Consider the following 16,258-nt stretch of genomic DNA (forward strand, 5'->3'; position numbering starts at 1 on the left):
AGCCCCCAGTTACGGGAAGGGGCGGGGTGGGGAAAAAGCCCGCCGCAGGCGGCACCTTGACGCTCCGCCGCTCCCGATGTCACCGTCTGCGCAACCGGACACAACCCACTCGGCAAGGGGGATTGGTCATGGCGCTGCGGTTCTTCGGCAAGGATCCCGACACCAACGGTGACGACTGCCCGACGGTCTGGGTCGACGACGGCACGGCGGACATGGTCCTCCAGGGTTGGAAGGCCGACGAGGCGACCGAGGCGGAGTGCCTTTCGGTGGGCCGCATTCCCGATGGCGAGGCCGTAATCAGGATTCCGGCCCGGATGGTGCCGCTGGTGAGGAAGGCTTGTGATGCCGCGGAACAGCGCTCCCAGCTTCTCTGAGCTGATCGCCGGATGCCACCGTTCGGCGATTCACCTGGAGATGCGCGACGTCTACGGGGTCGCCTCGGAGGCCGAGGACTTCGCCGAATGGAAAGCGTGCGGCACCATCACGGCCACGTCCGTCGAACGGCGCCGCCCGTGGCTCGACCTCGTACGCGAGACCGTGGGTCGCGGTGTGGCGATGCGGCGGGCCAGGATCGTCTCCACTCCGGTCTCCGAATACATCCGGTACGAACACGCCGGCACCTACCTGAATGCCGAAGCCGGAGAGTCGGTGCGCTGGCTGCCACGGCGGCTGGCGTCGGACCTCGCTCTCCCCGGGAACGATCTGTGGCTGTTCGACGACCGGCTGATCCGGTTCGGTCATTTCACCGGCGACGGCGCTTCCGCCGGACATGAGATGTGTGACGATCCAGCGGTGATCAAGCTGTGCGGTGCGGCGTTCGAAGCAGTGTGGGAGCGCGCCGTGCCGCACGAGCGCTTCACGGTCTGACACGGACCGAACTGCCGGTTCATGTCTTCCTATCGGTCGCCCGGCGTCGAAGCGGCCCGCAGGGCCGTCGCGGCGAAGCTTCGCGAAGTGCGCCTGGAGGCCGGCCTGACCGGGCATGAGCTGGCGGTCCGGTGCGGGTGGCACAAGTCCAAGTCGTCCCGTATCGAGAACGCACGGACGCCGCCGTCCGACACGGACATCCGTAAATGGTGCGAGGCGTGTGGGGCGGCGGACCAGGCGGCCGATATCGTCGCCGCTTCGCGGACGGCCGACTCCATGTACACCGAGTGGCGGCGGCTTCAGCGGACGGGGCTGCGTCGATTGCAGGAATCCCGGATGCCGCTCTACGAGCGCACGAAGAACTTCCGGGGGTACGCCTCACATGTCGTACCGGGGCTCTTTCAGACGCCCGCTTATGCCTCCGCCCTGCTGTCGGTCATCGGCCGGTTTCACGGAACTCCCGACGACACCGCCGAGGCCGTACGGGCCCGCATGTCCCGTGCACGCGTACTGCACGAGGGTGAACACCGGTTCGCCCTGCTCGTGGAGGAGTCCGTCCTGCGATATCAGATCGGGGACGCCGCGACGATGGCCGAGCAACTCGGGCACCTGCTCTCGGTCATGGCCCTGCCCTCCGTCTCGCTCGGCGTCATTCCGTTCGGCGCGCGGGAGCGAGGCATGTGGACCTTGGAGACCTTCAATATCTTCGATGAGGAGCGGGTCCATGTGGAGCTGCTGACCGCGCAGGTCACCGTCACGGCTCCGGGTGAAATAGCCCTGTACGTCAAAGCCTTCCGCGAATTGCGGAAGATGGCACTCTACGGAACTGCGGCGCGGGCGCTGGTCACGTCCGCCATCGCAGCGGTCGGCTGATCGGCGTGCAACTTCGTAGCACTTCGTTGGGACTCTCGCGTCCGCCTTCCTAGCGTGTCGGCATGGCAAGCGGCGAACAGCCGGTGTCCGAGCACCACCCGACAGGGAGGTACGGCCGTGACCATCGTTGAGGAACGCCCCGCCGTCGACGCGGGAACCCTCGTCAGCCCGGAGCTGCGCGAGATCATCGCAGCCGACGTGTGCGCCAAGTACGACCATGTCCCGGCGGACATGGCGCAGCGGGGTGTGGGGCAGATGCTGGCGTTCGTGGCCGCCAGCGCGGCCGGCGGGCAGCCGCTGAGCCCGTCTCCGCTCGTGGACGACTTCTGGCACGCTTTCGTTCTGCGCACCAAGGCGTACGCCGACTTCTGCCAGGAGCGGTTCGGCAGGTTCGTCCACCACCAGCCCGGTGTCCTGGACCGCGAGGAGCACGGCGGGGGCAAGGAACTGCGCGCCCGGACCGTGGAGGCCATCCAGGCGGCCGGATACGCCGTCGACCTGGAGTTCTGGCCTGAGCCGAACGTCGCCGACTGCTCGCAGTGCCACGCCGGCTGTCACAACAGCCCGACACACAACACCACTCCCGCCGGCTGAACCCGGCGCACTCCCCCTGGCCGGCCGTACCGTCCGGGTGCGGCCGGTCGCACCCCTCCGAGCACACGAGGAGAAGCGCGTGACCGACAGCGCCGCATGGGACGCCTACGCCCGCAGGAAGCCCGGTGGTCGGCGGGAGAGAAACGCCAAGGGGGAGACCACCTGGTTCAACTGGACCCAGTACCCCGACCACGGGCCCGGTGCCGAAGTCCTGGGCGGAGCCGCGAAGGCCGCGTTCCTGGAGCTCGGGTGCGGGACAGGGGGGAACCTCGCCCATCTCGCCACCCTCGGTCACCGCGCCGTCGGCGTCGATGTCTCGCCCGTCCAGTTGGACGCCGCCCGCGAGCGCTGGGGCGATCTGCCGGGCCTGGAGCTGCACCAGCGCGGCGCACTCGACTTCATGAGCGGGACCGCCGACCGCTTCGACGCCGTGTACTCCGTCTTCGGCGCCGTCTGGTTCACCGACCCGGACGAGATGCTCCCCGCCATCCGCCGGGTCCTCGCACCCGGTGGTGTCCTGGCCTTTTCCCAGCGCCCTGCGGCAGAAGGCCGCTACGGCTGCCAGGCGTCCCACCTCGACCGGTCCGACGCCCCGGACCCCCTGGCCGTCGGACACTGGGACTACGCCCCCGGCACGTGGATCGAGCGTCTGAAGCGACACGGATTCCGCTGCGCGCTGGCGACCGAGATCGCCGCGCCCGACGGATGGAAGACCGGCACCCTCCTCGTCCGTGCCCTGGCACCCGGGGCTCCGCCCCCGACCCCGGTCCTCAAGCGCCGGACAGGCTGAAAATCAGACCGTCCGGCGCTTGAGGACATTCGGGAAGGGGCGGGGCGGGGACAAAGCCCGTCGCAGACGGCAACCCCCGCACCCACTACCGCCCCGCCAACGCCTCCCCCGTCACCGCCGCGATCGCCCGCACCGCCACCGGAATCTGCGCGGCCGTCACATCGATGTGCGTCACCACCCGCACCGTCGTCGGCCCGAACACACTCACCCGCACCCCGAACCGCTCGTGCGTCCGCTTCCCGAACTCCGCCGCCGTGAGCCCCGTGGCCGCCACGTCGAACAGCACGATGTTCGTGTCGACGTGCTCGGGCCGGATCTCCAGCCCCTCGATCGCGGCCAGCGAGGCCGCAAGCGCCCGTGCGTTCTCGTGGTCCTCGGCCAGTCGCGACACGTGGTTGCGGAGGGCGTAGACGCCGGCGGAGGCGATGACGCCGGCCTGGCGCATGGCGCCGCCCCAGCGCTGCTTGAGGCGCCACGCCTGGTCGATGAAGTCCTGGGTGCCGGCGAGGATGCCGCCGACGGGGGCGCCGAGGCCCTTGCTCAGGTCGACGAAGACGGAGTCGAAGTGGGCGGCGTAGACACGGGGTTCGATGCCGCTGGCGACGGACGCGTTGAGCAGGCGGGCGCCGTCCATGTGGGCCCACATGCCGTGGTCGCGGGCGATCGCGGTGATCTCCTCGATGCGCTCCAGCGGCCAGATCGTGCCGCCGCCCGCGTTGGAGGTCTGCTCGATGACGACGCCGCTGGTGACCGGCGCGTAGCGGCTGGCGGGGCGGATCGCCGCGCGGAACTGCTCGGCCGTGAACACGCCGCGCTCGCCGTCCAGCGCCCGGACGTTGATGCCGCTGAGCGCGGCGGGCCCGCCGACCTCGTAGTTGATGATGTGGGCGGTCCGGTCGGTGAGCACCTCGTCACCGGGCCGGGAGTGGACGGCCAGCGCGATCTCGTTGCACATGGTGCCGGAGGGCAGGAAGACGGCGGCTTCCTTGCCGAGGAGCTCGGCGGCCATGGCGGTGAGCTCGTTGACGCTGGGGTCCTCGCCCTTCTGCTCGTCGCCGAGGGGGGCCTCGGCCATGAAGGCGCGCATCTCGGGGGTGGGAAGCGTGATGGTGTCGCTGTACAGGTCGACAAGCGGACGCTGTACCTGGGCAGGAGTACTCACGTGCGTGCTCTTTCGTCGGGTCCGACGCTGCGGGTCCGCGCCGTGATGGGGCGCGGGGGCGGCGCCCGCCGGGATATGACGGGGCGCCACGATTCGTCACGGAGTGTGACGAAGTAAGGGTGGAGCGGAGGGAACCGGGGCCCGCCACCGGACCGGCCCGCGGGAGCCTGACCGGAAGGGGCCGCACCGGCCACACCGGCTATGCCGGCCTATCGGGGCCCGGCCGGGCCACCGGTGGCCGCACCGGGCCTACCGGGACCGCACCGGGCCTACCGGCGGCCCGGCGACCCGGCGGCGCGGGCCGCCTACCGCTCGTCGAACACCGGCCGCAGATACCCCGCGGCCGAGGCCGCCCGGATGCCGGCCTCGTCGGCGGTGGCGCCGGTGCACCAGAGAGTGCCGTACTCGCTGCGCTGGTCCTTGGCGTCGGGCAGCTCGTCACCGCTGCGGGCCGTGATGTGGATGTCGCGCAGGCCGGGGACGCGCTGGGCGAGCTCCCGTCCGGCGACGCCCTCGAAGCGGCCGCCGCGCTTGGCGTAGAGGGCCTGCTCGGCGGCGGCGCCGACCGGCTCCGGGGCGTGCACGGGCTCGCCGAGGTAGGAGGCGATGACGCCGTCGAACACGTTCCAGTCGAGGGCCGCGGAGACCATCGTGGAGACGTTGCGCCCGGCGAAGCGCGGGTTGAACTCGACGACCTTGGGGCCGTCGGCGGTGAGCGCGAACTCGATGTGGGCGGGCCCGTTCTCGTACGCCATCAGGCGGGCGAGGTCGGCGCAGATCCGCTCGATCCGCTGGTGGGCGTCGGCGGAGAGGTCGACGGGGAAGCGGATGGCCAGCTCCATGAAGTACGGGAGCTCGCTCATGATCCGGTCGCTGATCCCGAGGACGTGCGGGACGCCGCCGGTGTAGAGCACCTCGGCACTGACGACGGGGCCGATCAGGAACTCCTCGACGAGCGGCACACCGCCCTGCCCGTCGGACTCGGCCAGCACCTCGGTGAAGTGCCAGCGCACCTCCTCCTCGTCGGCGGCGGAGACGACCCCGTAGCTGCCGGTACCGATGGAGGGCTTGAGGACGACGGGGTAGCCGGTGGCCGCGGCGGCGGCGACGGCGGCCTCGACGTCCGGGGCGGCGGTGCTGCGCGGCGCGGGGATGTCCTCGGCCTCGCAGGCCCGGCGGAAGGCGTGCTTGTCCTGGGTCAGGCGCACGGAGGCTGTCGGCAGGAAGGGGATGCCGAGCTTCTCGGCCGCGGTGGCGGCGGGCAGCAGGTACTGCTCGTTGGGCGCGATCAGGGTGAACGCGCCGTCCGCGCCGAGCGCCTCGAAGAGGACGGTGAGCTCCTCGACGGACCGGGTCTCGCTGATGTACGTCTCCACCCTCCCGCCCGGCTCCAGCAGGTCGCGGAGTGGATCGTTGACGTAGCGGGCCTTGTCGCGGGTGACGAAGGTGACGCGGGCCGCCTTGCGGGTGGCGGCCTCGACGACCCGGAGGCCGGTGCCGCTGGTGAGCGCTTCGACGATGACGATGTGGTCGGCCATGGTTGCCGGTCCGTTTCTGGTGGAGGGGTGTGCGGGAGGAGGGGCGTACAGGCGTACTGGAGTGCAGGCGTACGTACGGGCACGCGGCCGGGTGGATCCCTGTCAGAGCGCCTTGCCGGAGGGCTCGGGACACGCCTCGGAGGCGGCCGGACCGGCCGCGGCCTCCACCGGCCCGCGCGGGGCCAGGGCGATGCCCAGGGCGGTGAGCAGGGTCAGGGCGGCGGCGACGAGGAACGGCGACCAGCTGACCCAGGTGTTGTCGCCGGTACCGCCCGCGACGGCCGTGCCGAGCGCGCCGCCGGCGGATTCGGCGACGCCCCAGATGAGGCCGGCGAAGCCGAAGGCGGCGAAGCTGTTCCCCCGGGCCTTCTCGGCCATGAGGGTGTCGGCGGCGGGCGACCAGACCAGCTCGGAGAAGGTGAACACGGCGGCGCCCAGGAAGATCACGGGCCAGGCCGGGCCCCGGCCGGGCACGAACAGCACCAGGCCGGCGGCGAGCAGGACCATGCCGAGCACGAGGACCGCGCGGTCACCGCGACGGCGGGCCAGGCTCTCCATGCGGCGGGCGACGACGCCCTGGAACAGCACGATGAGGATCGCGTTGACCAGGAAGAGCATGCTGATGACGCGGGTGGAGACCGAGCCGCCCACGTACATCGGCAGCACGTTGGCGAACTGCGCGTAGGCCAGCCAGAGGGTCGCCGTCACGGCGGCCCAGAGCAGGACCTGGCGGCCCGGCAGTCCGAAGCGGGCCGCGCCGCCCTCGCCGCCCCCGGTCGGCGGGGTGGCCGTCACGTCACCCGGCGCGCGGGCGGCCAGCAGCGCCGCCAGCGCGAACACACCGGCCGGTACGAGGGGGAAGGCGCGGCCCGTCGCGGACATCAGCCAGCCGCCGACGACGGGCCCGAGCGCCGCGCCGCCGTTGATGGCCGCGTTGAGGCGGCCGAAGGCCGGCAGCCGGGTGCTCTCGTCGCAGCCGTTCGCGATCATGGCCTTGGTGCCGACGTTGGCGCACGACACGGCCGTGCCGTTGACCGCCAGCACCGCGAGCCAGGAGGCGGGGTCGTCCAGCCCGAGGACCACGGGTACGAGCAGCACGGCTCCGGCGACGAGATAGCCGCCGACGAGGACCGCCCGGAGCCGGAAGCGCACCACGACGAACTGGGTGCAGACGGCTCCGGCGCGCATGCTCAGCAGGTGCACCCCGACCGCCGTGGCGGCGAGGGACACGGAGATCCCCAGGGTGCTGTGCAGCCAGATCGCCAGGAACGGCGAGATCACGTAGTAGGCGCTACTGCCGAGTGCCCGTGAGGCCAGGGTCGGCCACAGGCCCGGCATCGCGGCCCCCGGTGGCCCAGCCCCCGCTTCCGGCCCCGCCTCCGCTTCCGGCGCCGGTTCCGCGGCGGATCGCGCCGTGGAGTCCGGTCCGGATTCCGTCGCATTGCTCATGATGACGCGTGGTCCTCAAGGTTGCTTTCGGGCTGCCGTGCCCCCCTCCCCCGGCACGGCAGCCATGCGCGGCCGGCAGCCCGGCCACGGGGCCGGCTGTCGTCCGCACACCCAGACCCAAACACAAACCGTATGGTCGGTTCAATAAATGCGAGTGTGATCTAGCCCTCCATTCAATGAATGCAAGGCCGAAGATCATCTAGACCTTTATTTTGAAGAGTTCTTATGAATTCCGGGTGAAGGAAGCACGCTAACCCGCCCTTCCGACCGGCAAGGCGACCCCGCCCAGCCCGGCCCGGATCCCGTCGTGGTCGACGGTCACGGCGCGCAGTTTCAGGTCCTTCGCCCGCTCCGGCAGCCGGAAGGAGAAGGACAGCCGGTCGGTCAGCTCCGGCGGCCGGAGCCGCATCAGCCCGGCGATCACCTCGGGGTCGACGCCGATCTTCCGCAGCACCCACGGATGGTCGGCCACGGCGTCGACGAGGTTGACCTTCGTCAGGCGCTCGACGAACCGGGGCGCACTCGTGAGCTCGTGCAGCCGGTCCTCGCTGCGCAGGGCGGCCGCCACCTCCTCCGGGCCCACTCCCAGCCGCGCGGCCAGCGACGGTGCGGACAGCAGCGCCTTGGCGCGGGCCGCGTCGCGGGCGACGCGCTCGGCCGCCTCGCGGTGCAGGGTGAGGCCCTTGTCCCGGCCGGGCCGGTAGGTGGCGACGTGCGGGACGTCGACGCTCATCCCGTCGATGTCGGTGACGAGGCCCCGGTCGCCGGTACGCCGCAGCTGGACCCGCGCCCGTACGCGCAGCTCCTGGCCGCCCAGGTCGAGCCGCCCGTCGGCGGCGATCGTGTCGGCCCCCGCGTCGCTGAACCGCACCTGCGAGGCGCCGAGTTCACGGTTGAGGTCGGCGAAGGAGAGGCGTACGTCCCCGTCCAGCCGCCCGACGACCGCGCCGCGGACAGCGGTGGGCAGGTCGCCGGTGAGCCGGATGTCCCGGCCGCTCGCCCGGACCTCGGCGACGGAGACCCGGCCGGCGTCGACGTGCGGCACGGTGATGTCGACGCGCTTCAGCCGCTTGCCCAGCACCTGGGTGAGGAAGGGGAAGCCATGGATGTCGACCTGGGGCGCGGCGGCCAGGTGGAGACTGTCCCGGATCTTCTCGGACGCCTTCTTCTCGGCGTACAGGACCGCGCAGCGGTCGCCCAGCACGAGGAAGGCCGCGCAGGCGGCGACAGCGATCAGCCACTTGAGGGTGCGGGGGACGGCCGCGAAGCGGCGGCGGTGCCGGAGGCGGCGGGCGGCGGTCCGGGAGGCGCGGCGCCCGCGCCGGGGCGGCGGTGACCGGCCGGCGGGGCGAGGCGGGCGAGAGCGGCGGCGTCGAGGCTCTCGGGGCTGTCGGGGACGAGCCGGATGTCGAGGAAGTCGGCGAAATCGGTGGAGCGGACGGAATCGGGGGACGGGGCGGGGGCGGGATGCGGGGCGGGTCGTGGAGCGGGCCGGGGGACGGGGCGTGGGGCGCCTCGGGGAAAGGGGACGGCGGGTGGAAGTCACCGCCTTCCCGGCCTTCGCAGCCTTCCCCGCGTTCCTCCGGTTCGTCCTCCGGTTTTCCCTCCGGCCCGTCCTCCGGTTTTTCCGCCCCGGGGTCAACGGGGTCGGCCAGTGCGGCGAGTTCGTCATAGGGATTGGGCGGAAGGTCGGGTATGCGTGTGGGGGTTCGCATCACCACATCCCACCACGGGTGCGGGTCCCGAACGCAAGCCCTACCGTCGGTATCCGCAATTCCGCCACGTTTTCCGGCCGTTGCGATGAGCATATGCGGCAACTACCGTGCATAGGTCAACGAGTTTCGCCCTCGCGGCTCCGACAGAAAGAAGCGCCCGTGATAGTCGTGACCGGAGCGACCGGCAACATCGGCCGCAGCCTGGTGGAACAGCTCGTCGCCCAGGGGGTGCCCGTAAGGGCGCTGACCCGTGACCCCGCACGGGCGGGCCTCCCGGCGGAGGCCGAGGTCGTCCGCGCGGACCTCTCGTCGACCGCGTCCCTGGAGGCCCTGTTCAAGGGCGCGAACGCGCTGTTCCTGAACCTGGCCGCGACCCGCGGCGCGCACATCGGCGACCTCGTCGCGGCGGCGGTCGCGGCGGGCGTGCGGCGGATCGTCCTGAACTCCTCCATGGCTGTCACGGGGGTCCCCGAGGACGACACGGCCCCCATCGCCGTGTGGCACGCCGAGGCGGAGCGCGTGGTCCGCGAGTCGGGTGCGGAGTGGTGCTTCGTCCGCGGCGGCATGTACGCCACGAACGCCCTGATGTGGGCGGCCGGCATCCGCGCGGACGGCCTGGTGCGCGGCCCGTTCCCCGGCACGACCGCGGCCCCGGTCCACGAGGCGGACCTCGCGGCGATCGCGGCCCACGCCCTCCTGGACCCGGACGGCACCCACGCCGGCCAGGTCTACGTGGTCACGGGCCCGGCCGGCGTGACCTTCGAGGAGCAGACGGCGGCGATCGGCCGCGCCCTGGGCCGCCCGGAGGTCCGCTTCGAACGCGTCTCCTTCGAGGAGGGCGTGACCCTGATGGAGGGCTGGGGCGCGCCGCGGGAGGTCGCGGAGGACGTGCTGCGGAACTTCGAGGCGACGGTGGGGACGGAGGCACTGGTGACGGATGCGGTGGCCCGGGTGACGGGGCGTCCGGCGAGGTCGTTCGACGAGTGGGCGCGGGACCATGCGGCGGACTTCCGCTGAGGTCCGGGCCGCGCCTGCGGCGGGCTTTTTCCCCGCCCCGCCCCTTCCCGAACCGGGGCTCCGCCCCGGACCCCGGTCCTCAAACTCCCCCAGCTACCTCCCCCAGCTACCGCTGGGGGTGCCCCCAGGAGGTGCCCCCGGACGGGCTGAATTTCAGCCCGTCCGGCGATTGAGGACATTCGGGAAGGAGCGGGGTGGGGAAAAAGCCCCGCGCAGCGGCACCCCGCCCTCACCCCACCTACGGCGCCACCAACCCCATCTCATACGCCGCGATGACCAACTGCACCCGATCCCGCGCCCCCAACTTCGTGAACAGGCGCGCCACATGCGACTTCGCCGTAGCCACCGTGATGAACAGCTCCGCCGCGATCTCCCCGTTGGAGCGCCCCCTCCCGACCAGGGTCAGCACCTCCCGCTCCCGCTCGGTGATCCCCTCGACCGGCCGTGCGGCCACCCGTTCCGTCGGCCGCCGGACGAAGTCCGCGAGCAGGCGGCGGGTCACGCCGGGGGCGATCAGGGCGTCCCCGGCGGCGACGACGCGGACCGCCGCGAGGATGTCGTCCAGGGCCATGTCCTTGACGGCGAAACCGCTCGCCCCGGCGCGGAGGGCGCCGTAGACGTGGTCGTCCTCGTCGAAGGTGGTGAGCATGAGGACGCGGGTCGCCGTGGCCGGGTCGGTGGTGATCCGGCGGGTGGCCTCGATGCCGTCCATGCCGGGCATCCGGATGTCCATCACGACCACGTCGGGGCGTACGTCGCGGGCGAGCCGTACGGCGTCGGCGCCGGTCGCGGCCTCGCCGACGACCTCCAGGTCGAGGGTGTCGGCCATGAGGACGCGGAGGCCGGAGCGGACGAGCGGCTGATCGTCGGCGAGCAGGACGCGCACGGGGGTGCCGGACGCGGGACGGCCGGACACGCCACCGTCAGACACGGGACAGTCGGACGTGCCACCGTCGGACACCGGACAGTCGGACGTGCCACCGTCGGACACCGGACGGCCTGACGCGACACCGTCAGACCCCGCAGCCGCCGCACCACCCGGCACAAGCCCCCCGGGCACCGCACCACCCACCACCGTCACCGCCCCGTCGTACGAATCGCCGCTCACCGGACCCCCTCCCCCACGCGCCCGGCCGGCTCCGGGATCGGCAGGTCCGCCGCCACCCGGAAGCCGCCCTCCGGGCGCGGGCCCGCCGTGAAGTCGCCGTGCAGCAGGGCCGTCCGTTCCCGCATGCCCACGAGGCCGAAACCGTGGCCCGGGACGGTTCCCGCCGTCCCCCCTCGCCCCTCGTCGACGATCTCCACCGCCAGCTCCTCCTCGCCGTAGTCGACGGTCACCCGGCAGTGCCCGGTGCCCGCGTGGCGGACCACGTTGGTCAGCGCCTCCTGCACGATGCGGTAGGCGGACAGTTCGATGTCGGCGGGCAGCGGGCGCGGTGTGCCGCGCCGCCGTATGTCGACATGGACGCCCGCGTCGGCGGTCGCCGCCGCCAGCCGGTCGAGGTCCGTGAGCCCCGGCGCGGGCTCCAGCGGTGGCCGCCCGGACGCGCCGGACGCCCCTGCCTCCGGCTCCCCCACCGGCCCCGTCTGACGCAATGCCACCAGCGTACGCCGCAGCCCCGACAGCGTCTCCCGGCTCGTGGCCTCGATCGCCCGCAGTGCCTCGCGGGCCTCCGCCGGCTGTGTCTCGATGACCCGGCTGCCCACCCCGGCCTGGATCGCGATGATGCCGATGCTGTGCGCGACCATGTCGTGCAGCTCGCGGGCGATCCGCAACCGCTCGGCGGTCACGGCCTCCGCCACCTCCTGGGTGCGCAGCGCCACCGCGTGCTCGCGTCGCTCGCGGGTCAGCGTGCCGACCGCCCAGGAGGTCACCAGCGCCATGAGGGCGATCACCGCCGTGCCCAGCAGGGTGCCGGGCTGGTGCCAGAACAGCCCCAGGGCCAGGAACTGCACCGTGAACGTCACCGCGCCCGCGACGACCGGGAGCCATCCCCGCCGGGTCGCGACGACGACGCCCAGGGCGAAGTCCACCGCCAGGAACGTCAGAAACCGGCTCGGACCGTGGTCGGTACCGGTCAGGAGCACCGCCGGCGAACCGACGAGGATCAGTGCCAGCGCCGCCGCCGGCGCCCGCCGGAGCAGGCCGGCGAGCAGGCTCACCGCGAGCAGCGAGCCGACGGCGTGGAAGCCGGCGCCGGCCAGGGGCGCGCCTCCCACCAGCACGACCAGCGCGGCGAAGTACAGGACGCCCCCGGCCCAGGCGACGCCCCGGCGTGGCACGGAGGGCGGCGGCGAGGCGGAAGCTGTGGTGTTCATGAGGGGACATTAACCAGATGCCGCCGCCCGGGGCGTCGTCCCCCGGGCTTACGCCCACGGGTGGGTCCGCCCCCGCGGATTGCCGCCCGTGGGCTCATGTCCGGACGCGGCCGCCGCAGCAGAGTGGTCTCCATGATCGAGGTCAATGAACTCACCAAGCGCTACGGCGCCAAAACCGCCGTCGACCGCCTGTCCTTCACCGTCCGGCCCGGCCGCGTCACCGGGTTCCTCGGGCCCAACGGCGCGGGCAAGACCAGCACGCTCCGGGTGCTCCTGGGTCTGGACGCGCCCACCTCCGGCACCGCCACCGTCGGCGGCGTCCGCTTCCGCGACCACCCGCGCGGACTGCACCACGCCGGTGCCCTCCTCGACGCGGGCCATGTGCACGGCGGGCGCACCGCGCGGGCCCATCTGGCCGCCCTCGCCCGCAGCAACGGCATCGCCGCGCGGCGGGTGGCCGAGGTCCTGGAGGAGGTGGGGCTGGCGGACGCGGCGCGGCGCCGGGTCGGCGGTTTCTCGCTCGGCATGCGGCAGCGGCTCGGCATCGCGACGGCCCTGCTCGGCGACCCACCAGTACTGATATTCGACGAACCGGTCAACGGAATGGACCCGGAGGGCGTGCTCTGGGTGCGCCGGCTGTTCCGCAGGCTGGCCGCCGAGGGGCGCACGGTCTTCCTCTCCAGCCATCTGATGTCGGAGATGGAACAGACCGCCGACGACCTCGTCGTCATCGGCCAGGGACGGCTCATCACCGCCGAGTCCGTACGGGACTTCGCCGCCCGGGGCACCCGGCTGAGCGTCACGGTGGTCACGCCACGGCCCACCGAGCTGACCGCCGTACTCACCACCGCGGGCGCCACGGTCGAGCCGGGAGACGGGCCGGGAGACGGGCCGGAAGCGGCCTCCGGGGCCGCCGCGACCCTCACCGTCACCGGGCTGCCCGCCGACCGCATCGCCGCCCTCGCGTTCGAACACCGCGTCCTGCTCCACGAACTGACCACCCGTGCCGCCACCTTGGAAGAGGCGTTCATGGAACTCACGGCCGACAGCGTCGAATACCTGGCGGGAGAGACCCGATGACCACGCGCAGGACCACGCCCCCCACCGCCGTACCGCCCGCCCGCTTCGGCGACCTCGTCGCCGCGGAATGGATCAAGATCCGGTCGCTGCGCTCCACACCGTGGACGCTCGCCCTGGTCGCGCTCGTCGTCATCGGCTCGTCCGTGGCGGCGGCCGTGGCCGACTACCAGAGGTTCCCGCACTACAGCCCCGAGGCCCGGCGGGAGCACGCGTTCTCGCTGCACGACGCCTTCCCGGCGGAGGGCTATATGTGCCTGATGCTCGCCGCCGGGTGCATCGGCGCGATCACCGTCACGAGCGAGTACGGGACCGGGCTGATCCGTACGACCACGGTGGCCGTCCCCGCGCGTGGCGCGATGCTGGCCGCCAAGGCGGTCGTCACCGCCGCGCTGTGGTCCGTGGTCGGCGCGGTCGTCGCCACCGGCTCGTTCGTCGTCTCGCAGGCCATCCTCGACGGGCGGGACGCCGCGATCACCCTGGACCACTCCGGGGCGGTCCGGGCCCTGGTGGCGTCCGCGCTGCTGGCCCCGGTCTGCGCGCTGCTGGGGCTGGGCCTCGGCGCCCTGATCCGGCACAGCGCCACCACGATGGTGACCACCACGTTCACGCTGCTGATGCTGCCGCTGTTCTTCTCGACGGAGAAGCAGTGGTCCGCCGCGATCCGGAACGGGATGGTGGACAGCTCCTGGCGGCGGCTCACCATGGACTGGGTGCCGTCGCAGGCCGACTCCCTCGTTCCCCTGCACACCGCCACGATCAGCGGGTCCTGGACGGTGTACGCGCTGTGGCCGCTGATCGCGGTCGCCCTCGCGCTGATCGTCGTGCGACGCCGCGACGTGTGAAGGCGTGACGGGTGAAGGCGTGGCTTGTGAAGGCCACGGTGCGCGAAGGCCGCGGTGCGCGAAGGCCGTGCCGGGCGAAGGCCGTGCCGGGCGGGCGCCTCAGCCCCGCTCAGCCCCCGCAGCCGCAGGAGCGGCGGATGACCAGCGCCGACGGGAACTGTTTCAGCCGCTCGCGGCGCGAGCCCGCGAACCTCAGGGCGTCGTCCAGGACGAGATCGACCGCCGAGCGGGCCATCGCGATGCGGTCGGAGGCGACCGTGGTCAGCGGCGGATCCGTCAGGGCCGCTTCCTTGACGTCGTCGAAGCCCGCGACGGCCAGCTCGCCCGGCACGTCGATGCGCAGCTCACGGGCGGCGCGCAGGACGCCGATGGCCTGGTCGTCCGTGGCGCAGAGGAGGGCCGGGGGGCGGTCGGGGCCGGAGAGGATCCGCAGGGCGACCTGGTAGGCGTCGTAGCGGTTGTACGGGGCGGGGAAGAGCCGGCCCTCCAGGGACTTCCCGGCCTCGCGCATGGCGCGGCGCCAGCCCTCGACGTGGTCGGTGACGGGGTCGCCGACGGTGGGGGTCTCCTCGGTGCCGCCCAGGCAGGCGACGTACGGGTGGCCGTGCTCCAAGAGGTGGCGGGTGGCGAGCTGGGCGCCGCCCACGTCGTCCGTGACGACGGCGACGTCGTCGATGGCGTCCGGGCGGCGGTGCATCAGGACGACCCGGGCGTCCCAGGCGTCGATCTCCGTCGCGGCGTGCTCGCTGGGACCCTGGCTGATCAGGATCAGGCCGGAGACCCGCATCCCCAGGAAAGCGCGCAGATAGTGCACTTCGCGCTCGTCGAGATAGTCGGAGTTGCCGACGAGGACCATCTTCCCGCGCTCGGCGGCCGCCTGCTCGACGGCGTGCGCCATCTCGGCGAAGAACGGCTGGCGCGCGTCCGGGACGATCAGACCTATGAGGTCCGTCCGCCGGGACGCCATCGCCTGGGCGACCCGGTCGGGGCGGTAGCCCAGCTCCTTGATCGCGGCCAGCACACGCTCGCGCGTGGCCGGGGCCACCGGCCTCGGCCCGTTGTTGATGACATAGCTGACGACCGCGGTCGACGTCCCCGCAAGTCTCGCCACATCGTCCCGCGTCACCTTGGCCACGCCGGGCAGTCTACGCGGGTCCACCTAGCGTTTGACCGGGCGAGCGGCCCCGGATTCCGAGGGCGCCGGCTGCTCCGTCCGGGTGGCGGCCGCGGACTCCCCGGCGGGCTTGCCGGAAGCCTTGCCGTCCTCGGCGCGCTCGGCCTTCTCCGGCTTCTCCGGCACCACGAAGCGGTACCCAACATTCCGGACGGTGCCGATCAGCGACTCGTGCTCCGGACCGAGCTTCGCCCGCAGCCGGCGCACATGGACATCGACCGTACGGGTGCCGCCGAAATAGTCGTAACCCCAGACCTCCTGGAGCAGCTGGGCGCGGGTGAAAACCCGGCCGGGATGCTGCGCGAGGTACTTCAGGAGTTCGAACTCCTTGAACGTCAGATCCAGTATCCGGCCCTTGAGCTTGGCGCTGTAGGTCGCCTCGTCGACGGAGAGGTCGCCCGTGCGGATCTCCATCGGGCTGTCGTCCACGGAGATCTGCTGGCGGCCCATGGCCAGCCGCAGCCGCGCCTCGACCTCGGCCGGGCCCGCCGTGTCCAGCAGGACGTCGTCCACGCCCCAGTCGGCGGTGACGGCGGCGAGGCCGCCCTCGGTGACCACCAGGAGCAGCGGGCAGCCGGGCCCGGTGGAGCGCAGCAGCTGGCAGAGGCTGCGGACGTGCGGGAGGTCGCGGCGGCCGTCGATCAGTATGACGTCGGCCCCGGGGGTGTCCACGAGGGCCGGGCCCTCGGCGGGGGCCACCCGCACGCTGTGCAGCAGCAGGCCGAGGGCGGGCAGCACCTCGGTGGACGGCTGGAGGGCGTTGGTCAGGAGCAGCAGGGAGCTCATCGGCCGCCACCCGCCTCGGTCGTCGTGCCGTTCTGGCGGATCTGCGCGCGTC

Annotated in this window: 16 protein-coding genes; 8 read left to right on the forward strand and 8 right to left on the reverse strand. The window is 72.5% G+C overall.

Annotation, left to right across the window (positions count from 1 at the left end; translation table 11 throughout):
- Positions 1-128: 128 nt before the first annotated feature.
- From AF335_RS10335 to AF335_RS10355, 5 genes are all read left to right on the forward strand, one after another.
- Entirely contained in the window at positions 129-374 is a 246-nt protein-coding gene (locus AF335_RS10335; protein WP_102918061.1) for a hypothetical protein, read from the forward strand.
- Positions 343-867: a DUF6879 family protein gene (locus AF335_RS10340; protein ID WP_102918062.1), complete on the forward strand. Its 525-nt coding sequence runs from the start codon at positions 343-345 to the stop codon at positions 865-867. Before AF335_RS10335 ends, AF335_RS10340 begins: the two co-directional genes overlap by 32 nt.
- A gap of 21 nt (positions 868-888) precedes the next feature.
- Positions 889-1,740, forward strand: coding sequence for a helix-turn-helix domain-containing protein (locus tag AF335_RS10345; protein WP_102918063.1), 852 nt, complete (start codon positions 889-891; stop codon positions 1,738-1,740).
- A 117-nt stretch (positions 1,741-1,857) separates the two neighbouring features.
- Complete coding sequence (locus tag AF335_RS10350) at positions 1,858-2,334, forward strand: glycine-rich domain-containing protein (protein WP_211304088.1); 477 nt, start codon at positions 1,858-1,860, stop codon at positions 2,332-2,334.
- Between the two features lie 79 nt (positions 2,335-2,413).
- Complete coding sequence (locus AF335_RS10355; RefSeq protein WP_102918064.1) at positions 2,414-3,124, forward strand: class I SAM-dependent methyltransferase; 711 nt, start codon at positions 2,414-2,416, stop codon at positions 3,122-3,124.
- An 85-nt stretch (positions 3,125-3,209) separates the two neighbouring features.
- On the opposite strand, the gene AF335_RS10360 is transcribed toward AF335_RS10355, so the two are convergent.
- The 4 genes from AF335_RS10360 to AF335_RS10375 all read right to left on the reverse strand — a co-directional run bounded on the left by AF335_RS10360 (position 3,210) and on the right by AF335_RS10375 (position 8,477).
- Complete coding sequence (locus tag AF335_RS10360; protein WP_211304089.1) at positions 3,210-4,286, reverse strand: threonine aldolase family protein; 1,077 nt, start codon at positions 4,284-4,286, stop codon at positions 3,210-3,212.
- Between the two features lie 305 nt (positions 4,287-4,591).
- Positions 4,592-5,824 carry an ATP-grasp domain-containing protein gene (locus AF335_RS10365; RefSeq protein ID WP_102918065.1) on the reverse strand — a complete coding sequence of 411 codons (1,233 nt, stop codon included), beginning with the start codon at positions 5,822-5,824 and terminating at the stop codon, positions 4,592-4,594.
- Positions 5,825-5,926: 102 nt separating this feature from the next.
- The gene (locus AF335_RS10370) at positions 5,927-7,162 is read right to left on the reverse strand and encodes an MFS transporter (protein ID WP_170127659.1); all 1,236 of its coding nucleotides are present in this window, start codon (positions 7,160-7,162) and stop codon (positions 5,927-5,929) included.
- Positions 7,163-7,523: 361 nt separating this feature from the next.
- A complete protein-coding gene (locus AF335_RS10375; protein ID WP_170127660.1) occupies positions 7,524-8,477 on the reverse strand; it encodes an LmeA family phospholipid-binding protein in 954 nt (317 codons plus the stop codon).
- Positions 8,478-9,147: 670 nt separating this feature from the next.
- On the opposite strand from AF335_RS10375, the gene AF335_RS10380 reads away from it, so the two are divergent.
- The gene (locus AF335_RS10380; protein ID WP_102918068.1) at positions 9,148-10,005 is read left to right on the forward strand and encodes an NAD(P)H-binding protein; all 858 of its coding nucleotides are present in this window, start codon (positions 9,148-9,150) and stop codon (positions 10,003-10,005) included.
- Positions 10,006-10,243: 238 nt separating this feature from the next.
- Here AF335_RS10380 and AF335_RS10385 read toward each other — a convergent pair whose 3' ends face one another.
- Together AF335_RS10385 and AF335_RS10390 are read right to left on the reverse strand one after the other, a co-directional pair.
- A complete protein-coding gene (locus AF335_RS10385; RefSeq protein ID WP_244926985.1) occupies positions 10,244-10,936 on the reverse strand; it encodes a response regulator in 693 nt (230 codons plus the stop codon).
- Positions 10,937-11,109: 173 nt separating this feature from the next.
- Complete coding sequence (locus AF335_RS10390) at positions 11,110-12,324, reverse strand: sensor histidine kinase (protein WP_102918070.1); 1,215 nt, start codon at positions 12,322-12,324, stop codon at positions 11,110-11,112.
- 132 nt (positions 12,325-12,456) lie between these two features.
- On the opposite strand from AF335_RS10390, the gene AF335_RS10395 reads away from it, so the two are divergent.
- Both AF335_RS10395 and AF335_RS10400 read left to right on the forward strand, forming a co-directional pair.
- Complete coding sequence (locus AF335_RS10395; RefSeq protein ID WP_102918703.1) at positions 12,457-13,404, forward strand: ATP-binding cassette domain-containing protein; 948 nt, start codon at positions 12,457-12,459, stop codon at positions 13,402-13,404.
- The gene (locus tag AF335_RS10400; RefSeq protein WP_102918071.1) at positions 13,401-14,246 is read left to right on the forward strand and encodes an ABC transporter permease; all 846 of its coding nucleotides are present in this window, start codon (positions 13,401-13,403) and stop codon (positions 14,244-14,246) included. The genes AF335_RS10395 and AF335_RS10400 overlap by 4 nt, the downstream gene beginning before the upstream one ends.
- A 109-nt stretch (positions 14,247-14,355) precedes the next feature.
- On the opposite strand, the gene AF335_RS10405 is transcribed toward AF335_RS10400, so the two are convergent.
- Together AF335_RS10405 and AF335_RS10410 are read right to left on the reverse strand one after the other, a co-directional pair.
- The gene (locus AF335_RS10405) at positions 14,356-15,381 is read right to left on the reverse strand and encodes a LacI family DNA-binding transcriptional regulator (RefSeq protein ID WP_102918072.1); all 1,026 of its coding nucleotides are present in this window, start codon (positions 15,379-15,381) and stop codon (positions 14,356-14,358) included.
- 24 nt (positions 15,382-15,405) lie between these two features.
- Positions 15,406-16,206: a response regulator transcription factor gene (locus AF335_RS10410; protein WP_102918073.1), complete on the reverse strand. Its 801-nt coding sequence runs from the start codon at positions 16,204-16,206 to the stop codon at positions 15,406-15,408.
- Positions 16,207-16,258 lie beyond the last annotated feature (52 nt).

It is taken from the genome of Streptomyces eurocidicus (assembly GCF_002891295.1).
Classification (GTDB): domain Bacteria; phylum Actinomycetota; class Actinomycetes; order Streptomycetales; family Streptomycetaceae; genus Streptomyces; species Streptomyces eurocidicus.